The 17,930-nt window shown below is 65.1% G+C and carries 15 protein-coding genes; 3 read left to right on the forward strand and 12 right to left on the reverse strand.

The window, feature by feature from the left end; translation table 11 throughout:
* Nucleotides 1-205: 205 nt before the first annotated feature.
* The 6 genes from ACCQ05_RS19960 to msuE form a co-directional block, all read right to left on the reverse strand.
* The gene (locus ACCQ05_RS19960) at nucleotides 206-1,207 is read right to left on the reverse strand and encodes an NADP-dependent oxidoreductase (protein WP_228964937.1); all 1,002 of its coding nucleotides are present in this window, start codon (nucleotides 1,205-1,207) and stop codon (nucleotides 206-208) included.
* A 58-nt stretch (nucleotides 1,208-1,265) separates the two neighbouring features.
* Nucleotides 1,266-2,126, reverse strand: coding sequence for an oxidoreductase (locus ACCQ05_RS19965; protein ID WP_228964938.1), 861 nt, complete (start codon nucleotides 2,124-2,126; stop codon nucleotides 1,266-1,268).
* A gap of 159 nt (nucleotides 2,127-2,285) precedes the next feature.
* On the reverse strand, nucleotides 2,286-3,017 hold the full coding sequence (locus ACCQ05_RS19970) for a TetR/AcrR family transcriptional regulator (protein ID WP_372392227.1): 732 nt from the start codon (nucleotides 3,015-3,017) through the stop codon (nucleotides 2,286-2,288).
* A gap of 104 nt (nucleotides 3,018-3,121) precedes the next feature.
* Nucleotides 3,122-4,153, reverse strand: coding sequence for a methionine synthase (locus tag ACCQ05_RS19975; RefSeq protein WP_372392228.1), 1,032 nt, complete (start codon nucleotides 4,151-4,153; stop codon nucleotides 3,122-3,124).
* Nucleotides 4,154-4,182: 29 nt separating this feature from the next.
* Nucleotides 4,183-5,166 (reverse strand): DUF1852 domain-containing protein, encoded by a 984-nt coding sequence (locus tag ACCQ05_RS19980; protein WP_228964941.1) that lies wholly within the window; start codon nucleotides 5,164-5,166, stop codon nucleotides 4,183-4,185.
* A gap of 162 nt (nucleotides 5,167-5,328) precedes the next feature.
* Complete coding sequence (gene msuE, locus ACCQ05_RS19985) at nucleotides 5,329-5,922, reverse strand: FMN reductase (RefSeq protein ID WP_372392230.1); 594 nt, start codon at nucleotides 5,920-5,922, stop codon at nucleotides 5,329-5,331.
* 178 nt (nucleotides 5,923-6,100) lie between these two features.
* Between msuE and ACCQ05_RS19990 the strand changes: the two genes are divergently transcribed.
* Nucleotides 6,101-7,015, forward strand: a complete 915-nt coding sequence (locus ACCQ05_RS19990; RefSeq protein WP_372392231.1) for a LysR family transcriptional regulator — start codon at nucleotides 6,101-6,103, stop codon at nucleotides 7,013-7,015.
* Nucleotides 7,016-7,190: 175 nt separating this feature from the next.
* A complete protein-coding gene (locus ACCQ05_RS19995; protein ID WP_372392232.1) occupies nucleotides 7,191-8,069 on the forward strand; it encodes a methylenetetrahydrofolate reductase in 879 nt (292 codons plus the stop codon).
* A 59-nt stretch (nucleotides 8,070-8,128) separates the two neighbouring features.
* On the opposite strand, the gene ACCQ05_RS20000 is transcribed toward ACCQ05_RS19995, so the two are convergent.
* Nucleotides 8,129-9,079, reverse strand: a complete 951-nt coding sequence (locus tag ACCQ05_RS20000; RefSeq protein WP_506191530.1) for an IS481 family transposase — start codon at nucleotides 9,077-9,079, stop codon at nucleotides 8,129-8,131.
* Nucleotides 9,080-9,416: 337 nt separating this feature from the next.
* On the opposite strand from ACCQ05_RS20000, the gene ACCQ05_RS20005 reads away from it, so the two are divergent.
* Entirely contained in the window at nucleotides 9,417-11,366 is a 1,950-nt protein-coding gene (locus tag ACCQ05_RS20005) for a choice-of-anchor X domain-containing protein (protein ID WP_372392234.1), read from the forward strand.
* 720 nt (nucleotides 11,367-12,086) lie between these two features.
* Here the strand turns inward: ACCQ05_RS20005 and purU are convergent.
* The 5 genes from purU to ACCQ05_RS20030 form a co-directional block, all read right to left on the reverse strand.
* Nucleotides 12,087-12,938: a formyltetrahydrofolate deformylase gene (gene purU / locus ACCQ05_RS20010; protein ID WP_372392235.1), complete on the reverse strand. Its 852-nt coding sequence runs from the start codon at nucleotides 12,936-12,938 to the stop codon at nucleotides 12,087-12,089.
* A gap of 214 nt (nucleotides 12,939-13,152) precedes the next feature.
* Nucleotides 13,153-13,545, reverse strand: a complete 393-nt coding sequence (locus ACCQ05_RS20015) for an XVIPCD domain-containing protein (RefSeq protein WP_228963413.1) — start codon at nucleotides 13,543-13,545, stop codon at nucleotides 13,153-13,155.
* Between the two features lie 798 nt (nucleotides 13,546-14,343).
* Complete coding sequence (locus tag ACCQ05_RS20020) at nucleotides 14,344-15,219, reverse strand: NAD(P)-dependent oxidoreductase (RefSeq protein ID WP_228963411.1); 876 nt, start codon at nucleotides 15,217-15,219, stop codon at nucleotides 14,344-14,346.
* Nucleotides 15,220-15,254: 35 nt separating this feature from the next.
* Nucleotides 15,255-16,352, reverse strand: coding sequence for an NADH:flavin oxidoreductase/NADH oxidase (locus ACCQ05_RS20025; protein ID WP_372392236.1), 1,098 nt, complete (start codon nucleotides 16,350-16,352; stop codon nucleotides 15,255-15,257).
* 80 nt (nucleotides 16,353-16,432) lie between these two features.
* On the reverse strand, nucleotides 16,433-17,314 hold the full coding sequence (locus ACCQ05_RS20030) for an NAD-dependent protein deacetylase (protein WP_372392238.1): 882 nt from the start codon (nucleotides 17,312-17,314) through the stop codon (nucleotides 16,433-16,435).
* Nucleotides 17,315-17,930: the final 616 nt, after the last annotated feature.

A 17,930-nucleotide genomic window follows, 5' to 3' on the forward strand; every position in this document is an offset into this window, starting at 1 on the left:
TTGGCGCGCATTGCTGCAGAAGTGGCTCGCCTGGCGACCAGGGCGCAACACGCAGGCACGACGCGCGTGCAGCGAAGACGCACACGGCGTGGATGAATGCCTACGCCGTCATCGATGTCCATGTCCATGTCCATGTCCATGTCGTCATGTTTGCCGACACACTTCCAAAACCCTGTCTCCGATGCCGCACCGCAAGGCCCCGCCACTACGCCAAGGTGACCACGACCTTGCCCTTGGCGCGGCCGGTATCCACGTGCGCAAGCGCATCTTGCGCGCACGCAAGCGGATACACCGAGTCGATCACTGGACGAAGCGCACCGCTGTCGAGCAATGCCGCCAACGTGCGCAGCTGCGCGCCATTGCCGCGCATGAACAGGAAGGTGTAGGACACCTGGCGCTTTCTGGCCTGCGCACGCACCTGACGGCTGAGCAGACGCATCGCCAGCCTGAGCGGAAACGCCAGCCCGAGCTGCTGCGCAAATGCCGGCGTCGGCGGGCCGGACAGCGATATCAGCGCACCGCCGGGCTTGAGCACCTGCAGCGAGGTGAGGAGCGTCGGGGTATCCAGGCTGTGCAGCACGACATCGTAGTCGCGCAACAGCGTCTGGAACTCCTGCTGCTTGTAGTCGATCACCAGATCGGCGTCCAGCGACCTGACCAACTCCACATTGGCAGTGCTGGTGGTAGCGGCTACATACGCTCCCAGATGCTTGGCCAGCTGGATCGCGATGGTGCCCACCCCACCGGAGCCGGCATGGATCAACACCTTCTGCCCGGGCTTGAGCGCAGCGGTCTCCACCAGTGCCTGCCAGGCGGTCAGACCGACCAGCGGAAACGATGCGGCTTCTTCCATGCTCAGGCTGGCGGGTTTGGGCGCCACCACCGCCGCATCGATCGCCACATACTCGGCCAGAGTGCCGATGCGGCCCGGCTCGGTCTTGGCGAATACCGCATCGCCAATCGCGATGTCGCGCACTGCGGTGCCGACCTGCGTCACCACGCCGGCCACATCGTTTCCCAGCACGAACGGGGTCTTGAACGGCAGCAGCAGTTTGAATTCGCCATCGCGCACCTTGGCGTCCAGCGGATTCAGGCTGGCGGCGCTGACCTTGATCAATACATCGTTGGGGCGCAGCTGCGGCATCGGCATGTCGCCGATCCGCACCGGGCCATGTTTCTTGTACTGGTCGACCATGACGGCTTTCATGCGTGTCCCCGCCAGGCGCGTGCCCCAGGCTTGGTATCGGTGCGATCGGTCCAGTGCATCACGCGCGTGCTCCTGCAGCAGCCGAGCCGCTGCCGCGAGCTGGCGATGCGACCTGATCCAGCTTGAGTTCCTTGCGCAGCGCATTGCCGAGCATGCGATTGGGCAACAGGCGACGCAGCAGGCTCATCTGCCTGGCCACCTTGCCGGCGGTGTAGCGCACCTTCGGTCGTGGGTCCTGCGCTGCCTTCAAAACGACCTCGGCTACGACGCTCGGTGCATCGGCCTTCTGCATCACGTCAGCCACGTGTGCGGCCAGATGCGCGCGCAGGTCACGGTAGATCTCCAACGGTGCGTCCGGCTGCAGCGAATTGGCGTCGAATGGCGTCCTGGTGTACGCCGGCTCGATCACCGAGACCCGGATACCCCAATCGCGCAGTTCGTGATCCAGCGATTCGCTATACCCCTCGATCGCATGCTTGCTGGCCACATACAGCGCCGTATACGGAATCGGCACCAACCCTAGCACCGACCCGATGTTGAGGATGCGTCCACCGCCTTGCTTGCGCATCTGGCCGATCACCGCGTTGGTCATGCGCACGGTGCCGAAGAAATTGGTGTCGAACACCGACTGTGCCTGCGCGATGGAGCTTTCTTCTGCCGCGGCGGGCGCAACGCTGAAGCCGGCATTGTTGACCAACAGGTCCAGGCGGCCCTGCTTGCGCAGCACGGCGTCGATGGCGAGGGCCACCGACTCGTCGTTGGTGACGTCCAGCGACAGCATCTGCACGCCGGGCGTGCTCGAGCGGCCACCACGGCGGCTGGTGCCATAGACGGTGTAGCCGGCCTTGGCCAGGTGGGCGGCGGTGGCTTCGCCGATGCCGGAGGAGGCTCCGGTCACGAGTGCGATCTTGCTGTTCATAGGTGCCTCTTTCTCGGGGTTTGGGGCTCCGGCAAGCCAGTGAGTGCTGCCGTCGCACGCGGTGATGGTGAGAAGCCGCGGCTGCGGCGGACTGCGATCTGCATGTCTAAATATTACGCACATAATATTTTTGGACAGCACTCGATCCGGGCATTTTGCTCAGGCTGCGCCGAAGTGTTCGAGTGCCGCCTTGCGCATCGCAGCCGACAGGGCGGGGTCGTCCACGGCGCGTGCCAGCATCAAGGTGCCCGTCATGGCGCAGACTGTCACCAGTGCCCGAGCATGCGCTTGTGGTGTTCCCCAGTCCGGCGACTGGCGGGCGGCCAGGTCGATCATTTCCTTGATGCGACGCGTTGCCGCCTGGCGCACTTCCGGTGCCTGACGCGGCATCTCCGAACCCAGCGCAGCGATCGGACAGCCGGATTCGACGTTGCTGACGTGCTCATCGGACAGATACGCCCGCATCAACGCCCGCGCCGCCTGCTCCGGCGGCACTGCAGCCACGATCTGCGCGGAGTTGGCAACCGTCTGCGCGCCCGCGTGGTCGGCAGCCTCGGCCAACAATGCATCGCGCGATGCGAAGTGCGCATAGAAGCCGCCATGGGTCAGCCCGGCCTCTTTCATGATGTCGGCCACGCCGGTGCCGTCGTAGCCGGTGCGCCGGATCGCACGTGCAGCGACTTCGACGATGCGTGCATGGCTGTCAGCCTTGCGGCCTGACAATGTGCGAGAGCGTGGCGAGGTCTTTTTCATGATGGTCATCATACATGAGCGCTGCCGCGATGGAAGCCGCATGGCCTGCTGTCCGACGAGCGGTAATCGCCTAGGGCGGGGTCCCGCCTGCTTTCGTGGCCCAGCGGCGCCGCTGCTCGCCGCCTGCCACTGGCGCATCCTCAAACGTACCGCAACCACGGGGGCCTCGCCGGGCTGAGCGCCACATGAAATGCGCCGCTCTCCCTTTCTTCAGGCCCCTGATCTACGCAGGCACAGGCGCGTTATTGCGCCGACAGCTCCGCACGAATGATGTTTGCACCTGCACTGAGCGCCTTGAGCTTGCCGCGTGCGACCTCACGCGCAAGCGGTGCCATGCCGCAGTTGGTGGACGGGTAGAGCTTGTCGGCGTCGACAAACCGCAGCGCCTTGCGCAGCGTGTCTGCCACCTCTTGCGGGGTTTCGATCGTGGAGCTTGCCACATCGATGGCGCCGACCATCACCTTCTTGCCGCGGACCAGTTCGATCAGATCGATCGGCACGTGCGAGTTGTGGCACTCCAGCGAGATGATGTCGATGCTGGAGGTCTGCAGCTTGGGGAACGACTCTTCGTACTGGCGCCACTCCGACCCCAGGGTCTGCTTCCAGTCGGTGTTGGCCTTGATGCCGTAGCCATAGCAGATATGGACGGCAGTCTCGCATTTGAGTCCCTCCACCGCGCGTTCCAGCGTCGCAACGCCCCAGTCGTTGACCTCGTCGAAGAAGACATTGAAGGCCGGCTCGTCGAACTGGATGATGTCCACGCCGGCGGCTTCGAGTTCCCTGGCTTCCTGATTGAGGATCTTGGCAAATTCCCAGGCCAGCTTTTCGCGGCTCTTGTAGTGCGCGTCAAACAGCGTATCGATCATGGTCATGGGACCGGGCAGCGCCCACTTGATGGGCTGGACGGTCTGCTCACGCAGGAATCTGGCATCGTCCACGAACACCGATTTGGGGCGGCTGACTGCACCGACGACGGTCGGCACGCTGGCATCGTAGCGATTGCGGATCCTGACCGTCTGGCGCTTTTGAAAATCGACACCGCTGAGATGTTCGATGAAGGTGGTGACGAAATGCTGGCGGGTCTGCTCGCCGTCGCTGACGATATCGATGCCGGCGTGCTGCTGTTCCTGCAGCGACAGGCGCAAGGCGTCCTGCTTGCCTTCCACCAGTGCGTCGTCCTGCAGTTTCCAGGGCGACCACAGTGTTTCCGGTTGCGCGAGCCAGGACGGCTTGGGCAGGCTGCCGGCGGTTGAGGTGGGGAGCAGCTTTTTCATGATGGGTGATGTCTTGCCTTGGGGGGTGATCAGGACGCGTGGCGGGATGCCCATTGCGCAAGCAGGTTGCCGTAGGGCTGGATGAAGTGCTCCTGGGTGAACCTGCCCTGCGTGACGGCCAGCCGGCTGCGCTCTTCGCGGTCGTAGACGATCTGGGTGGACGAATAATCCTGGTGCTTCAGGCTTGGCTGATAGCTCGCCCCCGCCGCGGAATTGGCGTTGTAGATTTCTGGCCGGTAGATCTTCTGGAAGGTCTCCATCGTGCTGATGGTGCCGATCAGCTCCAGGTTGGTGTAGTCACCGAGCAAATCGCCGAAGAAGTAGAACGCCAGCGGGGCAACGCTGTTGGGCGGCATGAAATAGCGCACCGTCAGGCCCATCTTTTCGAAATACTGATCGGTCAACGAAAACGCATCCTGCCTGTATTCGATACCCAGGATGGGGTGCCGGTTCCCGGTGCGGTGATAGGTTCTGCTGGTGGAGACGCTGATGCAGATGACCGGCGGCTTGTCGAAGCGCGCGGTGTACGCATCCGAGTGCACGAAGTGCTTGAACAGGGTGCCGTGCAGGCTGCCGAAATCCTCGGGGATGTTGAAACCGGAGCTGTCCTGGTTGTGCGCTGGCAGCAGCACGCTGAAATCGTAGTCGCGCACGTAGGACGAAAAATTGTTCCCCGCAATGCCGTCGATGCGCGCACCGGTGTGTCGATCGACGATGGTGGGCTTCAATATCTCGATCAACGGAAAGGCATCGCCCGCGTCACGGCCGCCGATGTGCATCTCGGCGGAGACGATTTCGAGTTCGACACCGTAGCGGTCACGCGCGGGGTTGTCCCAATGCGCCAGGTCGTTGAAGCGGTTGTTGATCATCGCCAGCGTGTTGCGCAGATTCTCCTGGCGGCGCTGGCCTCTGGCCAGGTTGGCGAAGTTGGTGGTGTTGCGCGTCGTGGCCGAGGGTTGGTAGTCCTCGTCAAACTTGAGGCTCTTGATGGTGAAGGTGAAGTCCTGAGTCATTGCGACTGACGCCTGGTTTCGTTGAATGAGACGCGCGCCCTGCGGCGCGGCGGGTGTTGTCGGCTGTGCACGCGCCTGGCATCTGGATCGGCCGGCATGCCCCAACCAATCCGGTCGCGGCGGGCACAGGTGGCCCGCACGCAGCCGTGAAGCGGAGGGCGCTCAGGCCGCGGCGACCGCGGTGGCGGCGCTGGCGCGTGCCTGCCGCGTCAACGCGATCAGCGGCAGTGCCCGTTGCACCGCCAGCCTGGCCCGCTCGGCCAGTGCTTCGTTGTGCACGCGGTAGTCCAGGAAATCCCGGTCGGTGGCGTAGACGCCCAGCGGCAACGTACGTGCCTGGAAAAAACTGAAAAGCGGCCGCAGTTGATGGTCGATCACCAACGCATGGCGTTCACTGCCGCCGGTAGCCGCCAGCAAGACCGGGACGTCGATCAGGGCATCCTGGTGGACGAAGTCGAAGAAATGCTTGAACAGCCCGGTGAACGAACCGCGATACACCGGCGTTGCCACCACCAGCACGTCGGCCTGCTCCACGGCGGCAAGTGCCTGCTCCACCGTGTCATGCAGCTGCGAGCGCCACAGCGCGCCGGCAAAGTGCGGTGCCAACGCCCCGAGTTCGACCAGCTGTGGCTCGCACGCCATCTCGTCGCCGATCAGGGACATCAGGTGCTGTGCCAACGCGGCGGCCTTGGAAGGGCGTTGCAATCCGCCGGACACGGCGACGACGCGGAGCGGGTGTGGCGGGTTTGCAGTCATGGGCGGAGACCTGAGCGGTGGGGAAGCGTATCGCCGCCGGACATGCAGGCCGGCTCCAGAGGATCCTGGCGCAGGCGTGTTCACACACGGACCAACGACGACGCAATCGATGCTAGGGGTCGCATCCAATGAAGTAAAATGGTGTTATTTCACCAATCCATGAATTCGGATCATCTGAATGCTTGAGCGCATCCACCTCACCATCGTCCAACAGGTCGAGCAGCAAGGCTCGCTGACGGCCGCTGCAGGCGTGTTGAACCTCACCCAGTCCGCGCTGAGCCACAGCATGAAGAAGCTGGAGCAGCAGCTGGGCACCGACGTGTGGCTGCGCGAGGGGCGCAGCCTGCGGCTGACCCAGGCCGGGCAATATCTGCTTGCGGTGGCGAACCGGGTGCTGCCGCAACTGGATCTGGCCGAAGAACGCCTGCAGCAGTTTGCGCAGGGCGAGCGCGGCGCGCTGCGCATCGGCATGGAATGCCATCCCTGCTACCAATGGCTGCTCAAGCTGGTGTCGCCGTATCTGGCCACGTGGCCGGATGTGGATGTGGACGTGAAGCAGAAGTTCCAGTTCGGCGGCATTGGCGCGTTGTTCGGCTACGAGATCGATCTGCTGGTCACGCCCGACCCGCTGTTCAAGCCCGGGCTGCGGTTCGAGCCGGTGTTCGACTATGAGCAGGTGCTGGTCGTGGCCAAGGGCCATGCGCTGGCATCGGCCGCCTACGTCAAGCCGCAGCAGCTGACCCGCGAGGTACTCATCAGCTATCCGGTGGACCTGGAGCGCCTGGATATCTACAGCCAGTTCCTGCTGCCGGCCGGTGTCACGCCCCGCCGCCACAAGGCGATCGAAACCACCGACATCATGATGCAGATGGTGGCCAGCGGCCGCGGCGTGGCCGCCATGCCGCGCTGGCTGGTCGAGGAATATGCGGCGAGGATGGACGTGGTGCCGGTCCGGCTGGGTGCGCGCGGCATCCCCAAGCAGATCTTCCTGGGCGCGCGCGAGGCCGATCTGGGCATCGACTATGTGCGGGCCTTCATCGAACTGGCACGCCAGCCAGCAAACGCCTCCGCCCGTCCGCCGGCAGCCAACTGATGGGTGCTATCGCCCGGTGTAGGCCGTATCTCCTGCCTCGCCGCCACGCCGCGATGGGTTGCATGACTGCTGCGCCGCGCTCTGGTGCTGCGATGACAAGGCCGCTATCCGGCGGCGTTCAATCCGCGTGCGCGTGCCGGAGCCTGCCGCTCTTCGAAGAACGGCACAACCGTTGATGCATCCAGACATCTCCAGACCTGCAAGCGCACGCATCGACGCCTATTCGTTGGAAGTGGGCGCGAACGACATCGACGCATTGGCCGCAGTGGCAGCGCGGATCATGCCCGGCTCCCTCATCGCCATCCCGTCCCTGCCCGGCCAGGACAACGCGACGCGCCTGGCGGCCGCACGCAGGATACGCGCGCTTGGCTTTGCGCCCATGCCGCACCTGGTGGCGCGGCGCATCGCCTCGCTAGAGGACTTGCGCGCCATCGTCGGGCGCGCCGTCGCTGACGCCGGCGTCGAGCGCTGCCTGGTGATCGCGGGTGATCCGTCGACCTCGATCGGGCCGTTCCAGGACAGCCTGTCGCTGATTGTGACAGGCGTCTTCGAGCGCGCAGGAATCAAGTGCATCGGCGTGGCCGGACACCCGGAAGGCCACCCGGCCCTGCCTGCAAGCGCTCAATGGGATGTCCTGGAACGCAAGTGTCGCAACATCGCCGAGCGCGGCATGGCGCCGCTGATCGTTACCCAATTCGCGTTCGATGCCGATCGTGTGTTGAAGTGGTTGGAGACGCTGCGCGCGCGTGGCATCGACCATCCGGTGCGTGTGGGCGTGCCTGGTCCTGCCGGGGTTGCGGTACTCGCCCGCTATGCCGCCAGGTGCGGTGTTGGCGCAAGCGCGGCAATGCTCTCCAGCTACGGCGCCTCGATCGGCAAGCTGCTTGGAACGGCAGGGCCGGACCGCTTTGTCGATCGCCTTGCCGCCGGCCTCAGCAACGCGCATGGCGATGTCCGCCTGCACCTGTTTCCGTTCGGCGGGATCGCGCGCTCCATCGGATGGGTGGAGCAGTACCGCTCCCGGAGCAACCCCACGCATTCCACCGACCTGTAGACGCGTCGGCCAAATGGCGCGAGTCCCATAGAGCCGCCGAACGCACGCCGGGCGCTGTGCTAGATGTGTAAACCCACCACGTTGTTCAGTGGAATGTGGATGCGGGAGATGGGGGGGCGTTTTCTGAGACTGGCATGGGGCCGATGCCAGTTGTAGTGATGGAGCCAGGGCAATAGGTGCGCGGCACGTTGCTCGGAGTTGTCGTAGCGGTGGGCATAAGCCCACTCGCGCAATGCCGTCTGGATGAAGCGTTCTGCCTTGCCGTTGGTGCGTGGGGTATAGGGGCGGGTGCGGTAGTGCCTGAGGTTGAGGCGCCGGATGGTGCGGGCGAAGGCCTTGGAGCGATAGCAGGCGCCGTTGTCGGTCAACACCCGCTGGAAGGTCACGCCCAGGCTACGGTAGTAGCGCAATGCGGCGATCAACGCCCGGCAGGCACTAACACCGCACTCATCTGGATGCAGGCTGGTAAAGGCAACGCGGGAGTGATCGTCGATGGCGACATGGACATACTCCCATCCAGCGCCTCGGCTGGTCTGGGTACGGTCCCCCGTGACGCGATGGCCGGCTTGCTGGAAGCGCCCAAGCTTTTTGATGTCCAGATGCAACATGCCGCCAGGCTGGGGGTATTGGTAGCGCACGACAGGGGGCTTGGGTTCCAGTTCGGCCAGGCGATGCAGGCCGGCACGGCGCACGATGCGCGCGATGGTGCTGTGGCCCACGTTCAGGTGGGTGGCGATCTGCCAATAGGTGGCGCGTTGTCGGCGTTGCTGCAGGATCTGCTCGACCAGTTCCGGCGTCGTGGCATGCGGACAGTGTTGAGGGCGCGAAGAACGGTCCTGCAGGCCGTCCTCTCCCAGCAGGCGGTAGCGCGCCAGCCATTTGTAAGCGGTCCGCACGCTCACGCCACTGGCGTGCGCGGCCTCTTCCACGCGCAAGCCGTGCTCCACGATGCGCTGCACGAGCAAGGCTCGACCTCGCGGCGTCAAACGGGCATGTTTATGCAGGTTCATCCGGGGCTCCTGGGGGCTGGGTTGGTGTGGTAACCCCCATCTTCCAGATCGGCCCCGGATGAACAACCTACTGAGAGATCACAGCTAGACGTCAATCCACGCGGCCGTTCGATATGGAATAAACCGCAATTCCAGGCATGTCCGCGACTCGTATCACAGTCTGTACTATTCATTACTGACGTTTCTTGCTGCATGCGTTGGGTGTTGCGGCGCACAGCAGGCTTGTCATACGAGCGATGTATAACCTTTGGCGAATCGCGGCGAGGGGGCGCCGCATCCGATGCCGTTGCTGCGCGCGATGGCATCGCATCCGCAACGTCCAAGGAGAGATGTCGCCATGCCCAAGCCCTCGTTGTTGTCCGTGATGTGCGCCCTGTCGCTGGTGTCGATGCCGCTGGCGGCGGCCGAGTTGCAACCCAAACAACTGGCCGGCCCGCCCGAGGAATTCGCGCAGATGCGCGCCCCCGATCCGGCCGAGTCGGCAATCCTGTCAAAGAGCGCCTTGTTGCCGGTGGAACTGACGCCAGCCGGTAACGCCGCGCGTTGGCAGGGCACGCTGCCGGTGGAAAATGGCAAGCTGCGCTTCATGGTGCTGGCCGGCGACCAGGCATGGGACGCCGCCGTGGCGGCACCACGCGTTGCCGGGGTACGCGCCGCCGCCGCGCCGCAGGTGCAGGCACAACGCACCGTGCTGGGCACGGCAGACAACGGCACCGCCGGCATGCGCTACGCGGTGGACGCCGCACAGAACGGCAACTGGTCGTTGACGCTGCAATCGGCCTCGCCGCTGACGCAGCGCGGCTATGTGCTGATGGAAGGCGATGCCCGTACGCAACTGGCCTCGTATCCGCGCGACCGCCAGCACCTGGTAGGCAAATCGCTGACGCTCAATGCGATGCTCAGCGGCAGCGATGCACGCGGTGCGACCTTGCTTGCCAGTCAAGCCGGGCAGATCAATACCGCCAGCCTGCGGGTGATCGATCCGCAAGGCGCAGTGCGCGTGCTGCCGATGGCCGACGACGGCGCACACAACGATGGCGCGGCCGGCGATGGCGTGTATGGCGGCAGCTTCCAACCGGGCCGCGAGGGCACCTGGATTGCGCAAGTCATCGTGCGCGGCCGCGATCAGGCGGGGCAACCCTTCGTGCGAACCAGCGAACATGTGATGCCCGTGCTGGATACCTCCCTGCGCCTGATGGGCAATGCGCTCAGCGCACGCGCGGCCGATGGCACCCGGCTCACGCTTGCATTGCCGGTGGCTGCGCGCGGAAAGGCACCGTCGCACTATCGTGTGTTCGGCCAGGTCTGGGGCACCGATGCCAAGGGCCGCGACGTGCCGGTGGCGTGGATCGGCGGCATGCTGGCACCGCAGCAGGGACAGCTGCCGCTGAGCCTGGACGAGCGTTGGATTGCACGTGCCGGCGCACGCGCGCCGTTCTCGCTGCGTGGGCTACGTATCGAAGACCCCGATTACTACATCCCGTTGGCGCAGGCCGACAGCTTGCCGCTGCAAGTGCCTGCGTTGCGGCGCGCCAGCATCGCGCGTGCCACCGGCGCCATCGACGAAAGCATGCGCATGGGGCCACGCCCATCGACGCTGGCCGCTGCGATGGCACAGCCGCAGGCGGCCGGCTCGCAACTGGTGCTGGTGCACGGCTATTGCTCCAACGGCGTGTGGCCGCAGGCGCAGTTCACCAACGCCTCCACCTTCCTGGACGCCAAGCAGAACCGCAGCAACGACCAGTTCGCACAGCGCATCGCGCAGTTCGCCAGCCAGTGGTCGTCGTTTTCCACCGTGGCGCACAGCCAGGGCGGCATGGCCGCGCTCCACCTGTACACCTACTACTGGAGCGGCCTGGATAACGCCAGCGGCGGGCGCGTGATGCAGTCGGTGGGCACGCCGTATCAGGGCACCAACCTGTCCGGCATCCTCGCCGCGGTGGGTTCGTGGTTCGGCGTTGGCTGCGGCAGCAATACCGACCTCACCTACGACGGCGCCAAGGCCTGGCTGGCCGGCATTCCCGCCGACGCACGCGCCAAGGTCAACTACTACACCACCTCGTTCGCCAAGACCAATTGGTACACCAACGACTACTGCAATGCCGCCTCGGACCTGGTGTTGAACGACCCGGAAGACGGCACCGTGGAGCAGGCCAACGCGCAGCTGCCCGGCGGCGTCAATCGCGGCCACACCACCGGCCAGTGCCACACCACCGGCATGCGCGACCCGGCGCAGTATCTGGACGCCAGCCGCAACGCAGTGATGAATTCCAACGCGGCGAGGTGATGGCAATTGATACGGAGATGGTCGGCCTTTTGTGCCGGCCATCTCCTTGGTAGATCCGTTGACAAGGCAAGTTTACGGTGATGCGCGTTTTCAACGAAACTGCCGCCACGCGGATAAGCCGACCGTTTCGGGTGGTCGACGTATGATTTGATTACATGGCAGCAAACTCTTTGGATAGAGCGGCCGTAAGAGATGGGCTTATGGAGCAAATCTTTCGAGTGAATCCGTCGTAGTAATCGAAGTTTGAGGCCATCCATGAAACACGACCCGCACTGCTGTTGAAGTAGATCAGTACACGAAGATCCATGTCACTGATCTGCCTCGGCGATGCCTGGCAAGGCGCGCTTACCAGTAAACGTATCCGCTTCAGCCGCGCCCCCTCGGTGATGTGAGCATGGGTACCGGCTGAAGTGACCATCGAGGCTTCGGTCAATCGTATGATCGAAGTGGCTTCAAATGGCCTGAAGTAGACGTCAGCGGATCGTGTGGTATCCGGCTCTGTGCACGCCGAAAGATAAAGTGCCGCAAGGGCCGCCAAGCATCTCTTCTTCATGCTGAAGCCTTCTGTTTTTTGCTCCTAGTATCGCAAGCTAGCCGCACTTTAAGGCGCTGCGGGCTTGCAAGTTCACTAGTGCTGCACTCTGATTCGTTTTACTCGCTTGCAACTGTGGTCGCCGGGTCCGATCGATGGGCCTATGCGGAGATTGTCACGCCGCACCGTCAGCGAAACACCACCGTGCGGTGGCCGTTGAGCACGATGCGATGCTCGACGTGGCGGCGCACGGCGCGGGCCAGCACCAGCGATTCGGTGTCGCTGCCCACGCGCACCAGGTCGCGCGGGGTCATGGCATGGTCCACACGGGCGGTGTCCTGTTCGATGATCGGGCCTTCGTCCAGGTCTTCGGTAACGTAATGGGCGGTGGCGCCGATGATCTTTACCCCGCGCGCGTGCGCCTGGTGATACGGCTGCGCGCCCTTGAAGCTGGGCAGGAAGCTGTGGTGGATATTGATCGCACGGCCGGCCAGTGCGCGGCACAGGGCGGGCGAGAGGATCTGCATGTAACGCGCCAGCACCACCAGGTCCACGCGCAACTCCTGGACCAGCGCAAGCAGCTGGGCTTCCTGCGCAGCACGGGTGTCTGGGTTGACCGGCAGGTGGTGGAAGTCGATGCCGTAGGACGCGGCCAGCGGCGCGAAGTCGGCATGGTTGGAGACCACGGCCACGATGTCCACTGGCAGTTGCCGGCTGTGCATGCGAAACAGCAGGTCGTTGAGACAGTGCCCCTGCTTGCTCACCAGCACCAGCAACCGCGCGCGGCGGCGCGCATCGTGCAATTGCCAGGCCATCTGGAACTCGTTGGCGAGCAGTGCGAACCGCTGCTCCAGGCTGGCGATCCCAGTGCCGGGCGGCTTGTCGAAATGCACGCGCAGGAAGAAGCGGCCGCTTTCGTCGTCGCCGAATTGCTGCGCGTCGAGGATGTTGCAGGCCAGGTCGAACAGCAGGCCGGTGACGCGATAGACGATACCGGTGCGGTCGGGGCAGGAGAGCGTGAGGATGTAGTCGGAGCGCATCGGGCGATGATAGCCAATGCATGTGGCCACCGGCGCAGTGCTTGCGTCGGTAACTTTTGCGACAAGCAGAGGCGCGGCATGCCATGCAGCGGAGCTGCAGATGGGGGCACGGCCGCGACCTGCGGCGTTATGGTCAATCCCGATCGCGGCGGTTGGCACTGTGTAGACCGCGTGCGCAGCGACTTGCGACAGGGTCACTCGTCGGTCGGGTGAGTCAGCGCGGCGGCAAGCGCAGCATCAGGCGACGGTTGATTTCTTCCAGCTGCGCCAGCGAATCCTCCACCGAGGTCTCCATCGCATCCTGGGTGGTGATGTGCGCACGCAGGTGCGCCGGGTCGGACAACTCGCCACGCACCAGAAACACGTTCTCGCCCACTTCGCCGACATGCCGGCTGAGTACCACATGGTCCACCTGATCGAAGCCATGCTGCTTGGCCAGCGACAACAGGCGTGCGGTCATGCGTTCGCTGGCCGCGTCGGTGGGTTTGTTCAATTCGGCATCGAGCACGGCAACCGCCTCGCGGATCTGCGCGAACAGGTAATGGTCCGGATGCTCGGGATGGTCCGGGCCGACCTGGCCTTTGTCGATGACTGGCGGGGTGGTCATGATGCGTCACCGGCATAGGCCGCTACGCGCGATGGGCGCGCTGAAGAACCGGGCCTGATGTGCAGGTGTCGCATCGCATTCTCCCTGAAGGCGCTGGTGGTGGCTGCAACGCCATGCGCATGGCGCAGATCGTTACCGGACCGAATCGAGCAGGCACCTTAGCCGCTTGCGGAGATTGCCTCAAGCCAGCCGGTGCCTGGAGCACGCCATCAAGCTGCCACGGCCCTGCGATGCGCCGTGCGGCGGCGTTCGTTCATCTCGTGCGCCTCGTATGGTGGCTTGGGTGCCAGCGTAAGGGGACGCTGCATGGAGGGCTTGTGATGGGTGGCAGCAGCGGATGGCGCTCTGCTTTGAGGCAGGCCACCGCAGGACCGGATTGCCATAGGCCTGCAAGTGACTGCGCGCGGACTGCGCACCTGTGCCTGTGTGTTTAGCTGTGCAATAGGCCCGCAGCGGCGTGATTAGCTTGCCGCTCAACGCAGATGGTGGGCTGCGCTTCAGTTGTGTCGGTTGACGTACCCTCACCCCAACCCCTCTCCCGCGGGGAGAGGGGCTTTATTCAACAGCTGGCGTCTTGCCGACGTGCACAAGCTGTGGCTTTGCTCGCTCCATCGCCAGAAGGCGCTGCATCCGTCGCTGCGTCATGGCAACGTAGTGAGTGTTACTTGAACGCGGGCATGGAGTGGGCGTTGGACGCAAGGCGGCTCCACAGCAACGCCTACGTTCTTCGCGCTGCCGAACTCGCACCGGCAAGACGCTTCGCCACAAGCACACTGCCGCCATCGTCTCTCACTTGCGCTACGCCTGCCCCGCCCGGCGCGCTGCCACCTCGGCCAGTACCGCCCAGTCGGCATCGCCGTCGCCATCGGCGATCGCCTCGTCCAGGCTGGCGCGCAGCAGCTCACCCAGCGGCATGGGCACCTGCTTCCCGGCGCCGGCCTGGATCGCCAGATCCACATCCTTGCGCCCGAGAGTGGCGGTAAAACCGGCGGGGCTGTACTGGCGCTGCATGATCAACTTGCCGTAGCCCTGGTACGCCGGCGCGGCGAACAAGGTGCTGGTCAGCATGCCCAGGAACTGGGTGGTGTCCACGCCATGGCCGCGGACCAGCGCGCTGGCTTCGGCCATGGCGCCGATGGCGCTGGCCAGGCAGACGTTGGCCGCCAGCTTCACCGCATTGGCCTGCTCTGGCGCGCGACCGATATGCCAGGTCTTCTGCCCCAGCGCATCGAACATCGGCTGCACGCGTGCCAGCGCGGCATCGTCGCCGGCGGCCAGGATGTTGAGCTTGCCCGCTTCGGCCGCATCGACACGGCCGAGCACCGGTGCCGCCACGTAGGCGATACCGCGCTCGGCGTGCAGGGCGGTCAATTCATGCGCCAGCGCCACCGAGATGGTGGCCATGTTGACGTGCACGCTGCCGGCCGGCAGCGCATCCAGCACCCCGCCTTCCAGCATGGTCTGGCGCACCGCGTTGTCGTCGGCGAGCATTGAAAACAGCAACGGGCCATGCGCGGCCGCCTGCGCGGCCTCCACCACCGTGGCACCTGCAGCGTGCAGCGGCTGCGCGCGTTCCGGCGAGCGGTTCCACACGCTCAGCGCGAAGCCGGCGCGCAGCAGGTTATGCGCCATTGGCAGGCCCATCGTGCCCAACCCCAGAAATCCTATCGGCATGCGTGTCCTCTTCGGTATGGCCTGCGTGTCGGGCGTCAGCTGGCGAACACGCCGCGCGCCTGACGCGGCTCGCTGCGCAGATATTGCGGTGCCGGCGTGACGCTGGCACCCAGTGCCGCGGCGGCATGCCAGGGCCAGCGGGGGTCATACAGGATGCCGCGCGCCAGGGCGATGGCGTCGGCCTGGCCGTCCTGCAGAATTGCCTCGGCATGCGTCGGCTCGGTGATCAGGCCGACGCCGATTACCGGCGTGCCCACCTGCGCGCGGATCGCCTGCGCAAACGGGATCTGGTAGCCGTCCTGCAGTGCGATCTGCTGGCGCGGATCCAGCCCGCCGCTGGAGACATGGATGTAGTGCGCGCCGCGTGCATCCAGTGCCTTGGACAGCGCAATGCTCTGCTCCAGATCCCAGCCACCGTCCACCCAGTCGGTGGCCGAGATGCGTACGCCCACCGCCATCCGTGCCGACACGGCCGCGCGCACCGCGTCGAAGATGCGCAGCGTCAGCCGCATGCGGTTCTCCAGCGAGCCGCCATAGGCATCGCTGCGCTGGTTGCTCAGTGGCGAGAGAAACTGATGCATCAGATAGCCGTGCGCGGCGTGCAGCTCGATCAACTGCAGGCCCAGCCGTTCGGCACGGCTGGCCGATTCGACGAATGCGGCCACCACCGCGTCGATGCCGGCCTCATCCAGCGCCTGTGGCGAGGGCTGGCTGTCGCGGAACGGCAGCGCCGAGGCGGATACGGTCTGCCAGCCATTGGCATGGTCGGGCGCGATTGGCGCGCCGCCGTTCCACGGCAGGTCGGTGGAGGCCTTGCGCCCGGCATGTGCCAGCTGGATGCCGATCGGCATCGGCGACCAGCGGCGTACCGATTGCAGCACTTCGCTCAAGGCCTGCTCGGTGGCGTCGTCGTACAGCCCCAGATCGGCGTAGCTGATGCGCCCTTGCGGCAGCACCGCAGCCGCTTCCAGGATCAACAGGCCCGCGCCCGATTGCGACAGGGTGCCCAGATGGATGCGATGCCAGTCGTTGGCGCAGCCGTCCTGTGCGGAGTACTGGCACATCGGCGCGATGACGATGCGGTTGGCGAGCGCAAGCGGGCCGAACGCGATGGGAGTGAACAACTGGCTCAAGGCAACATCCAGGCGCAGCGGGGGGCGCCCATTGCACTGCGTACCGCGCCGCCGCACAACCGCTGCAATGGATCACTGCGTCATGCGCAGCGCGCACTGTCGTCGCTGGCCGCTGCGGTGTGCAGCGGATCAGGCGGTGGCTGCAGAAAGGCCAGCGCATCGGCGCAGGAGCGTTCAACCTTCAGGCTCAACAGCGCATCGGCGCGCGTGCGCCCGAAATTCAGTGCCGCGATCGGCACCCCGTTGCGTGCCGCGGCCTGCACGAAGCGGAAGCCGGAGTAGACCATCAACGACGAGCCCACCACCAGCACCGCATCGGCGGCCTGCAGATGCGCGAACGCACGTTCCACCCGCTCGCGCGGCACGTTCTCGCCGAAGAACACCACGTCTGGCTTGAGCACGCCGCCGCAGGCCGGACATGGCGGTACCACGAAGCTGTCGAACGCCACATCGTCCAGATCCGCATCGCCGTCGGGCGCCTGGGCGGCCTCCAGGTCGGCCCAGCCGGGGTTGGCCTGCTCGAGTAGCAGCTGGAACTCGGCACGCGGCATGCGACGTTCGCAGCCCATGCAGCGCACCACGTCCAGCCGGCCGTGCAGGTCGATCACCGCCTGGCTGCCGGCGGCCTGGTGCAGGCGGTCCACGTTCTGAGTGAGCAGCAATTCCAGTTGGCCACGCGCTTCCAGTGCGGCGAGTGCGTGATGGGTGGCATTGGGCTTGGCCAGCCCGAAGCGCGGCCAGCCCACCAGGCTGCGCGCCCAATAGCGCTGGCGCGTGGACAGCTCGCCCATGAAGGCCTGGAACGTCACCGGTTGCGGACGCTTCCAACCACCTTGCAGATCCCGGTAATCGGGAATGCCCGAATCGGTGCTGCACCCGGCGCCACTGAGCACGAACAGGCGTTGGTGACGCTCGATGAACGCCTGCAGCGCGTCGTCGGCTTGGGCAAGGACAGCGGTCATCGAACAACTCCAATTGCCATGGGATCACCTTGCAGACACAGCCTGAGCGCAACGCGCGACGCACTGCAAACTCTACCGGACCGACTGCAGCGCACGCTCGCTCGATGCTGCAGCGAACCGCGTGGACGCAGCGCGCAAGGTCATCGCGCATGGCCCAGCATCCAGTACGCACCGCTGATGGCGTTGGATGCATCCGGACGGTAGCGATCTGCTACTGCGGGCCAGTCATGACATTGGGGCCGGGGTGGTCGATTCCAAGCAACCGCCTGGAGGGTGGCGCGTCGTCATGGGAGGGGCCGCCACCCAGAAGTGCAGCAGTCGGCCGGCGGCGTTGCGATCACCGACAGGCCGGTTGTACGAGCGTGACGCAGCATCCTGGAGATGTACTCCAGAACCAGGGAGTGCGCATCTTCGTGCCCGACACCAATGTGAGGGTCAAGCGTGGCGTGCCGCATATGCTCGACAGATGGTGACCTCTTCCACATCGACACCCACGCTGCGGATCGGCGCGCCGGCGCGCGTGTCTGCTGGCCACCCTGGCGCAGCAACCATCTGCGGTTTCCGCGCCGCAACGCGCGCGCGGCAAGCGCGTCAGCTCGTCCGGCTAGTGCACGCC

The sequence above is a fragment of the Xanthomonas sp. NCPPB 3582 genome, from assembly GCF_041475735.2.
In the GTDB taxonomy this organism is placed as follows: domain Bacteria; phylum Pseudomonadota; class Gammaproteobacteria; order Xanthomonadales; family Xanthomonadaceae; genus Xanthomonas; species Xanthomonas codiaei.

What these genes read in the sequence shown, in the direction of transcription:
- ACCQ05_RS19960 (WP_228964937.1), bottom strand. Translation starts at nt 1,207, where the DNA reads ATGAAAGCCGTCATGGTCGACCAGTACAAGAAACATGGCCCGGTGCGG.
- ACCQ05_RS19965 (WP_228964938.1), bottom strand. Translation starts at nt 2,126, where the DNA reads ATGAACAGCAAGATCGCACTCGTGACCGGAGCCTCCTCCGGCATCGGC.
- ACCQ05_RS19970 (WP_372392227.1), bottom strand. Translation starts at nt 3,017, where the DNA reads ATGCGCCAGTGGCAGGCGGCGAGCAGCGGCGCCGCTGGGCCACGAAAG.
- ACCQ05_RS19975 (WP_372392228.1), bottom strand. Translation starts at nt 4,153, where the DNA reads ATGAAAAAGCTGCTCCCCACCTCAACCGCCGGCAGCCTGCCCAAGCCG.
- ACCQ05_RS19980 (WP_228964941.1), bottom strand. Translation starts at nt 5,166, where the DNA reads ATGACTCAGGACTTCACCTTCACCATCAAGAGCCTCAAGTTTGACGAG.
- msuE (WP_372392230.1), bottom strand. Translation starts at nt 5,922, where the DNA reads ATGACTGCAAACCCGCCACACCCGCTCCGCGTCGTCGCCGTGTCCGGC.
- ACCQ05_RS19990 (WP_372392231.1), top strand. Translation starts at nt 6,101, where the DNA reads ATGCTTGAGCGCATCCACCTCACCATCGTCCAACAGGTCGAGCAGCAA.
- ACCQ05_RS19995 (WP_372392232.1), top strand. Translation starts at nt 7,191, where the DNA reads ATGCATCCAGACATCTCCAGACCTGCAAGCGCACGCATCGACGCCTAT.
- ACCQ05_RS20000 (WP_506191530.1), bottom strand. Translation starts at nt 9,079, where the DNA reads ATGAACCTGCATAAACATGCCCGTTTGACGCCGCGAGGTCGAGCCTTG.
- ACCQ05_RS20005 (WP_372392234.1), top strand. Translation starts at nt 9,417, where the DNA reads ATGCCCAAGCCCTCGTTGTTGTCCGTGATGTGCGCCCTGTCGCTGGTG.
- purU (WP_372392235.1), bottom strand. Translation starts at nt 12,938, where the DNA reads ATGCGCTCCGACTACATCCTCACGCTCTCCTGCCCCGACCGCACCGGT.
- ACCQ05_RS20015 (WP_228963413.1), bottom strand. Translation starts at nt 13,545, where the DNA reads ATGACCACCCCGCCAGTCATCGACAAAGGCCAGGTCGGCCCGGACCAT.
- ACCQ05_RS20020 (WP_228963411.1), bottom strand. Translation starts at nt 15,219, where the DNA reads ATGCCGATAGGATTTCTGGGGTTGGGCACGATGGGCCTGCCAATGGCG.
- ACCQ05_RS20030 (WP_372392238.1), bottom strand. Translation starts at nt 17,314, where the DNA reads ATGACCGCTGTCCTTGCCCAAGCCGACGACGCGCTGCAGGCGTTCATC.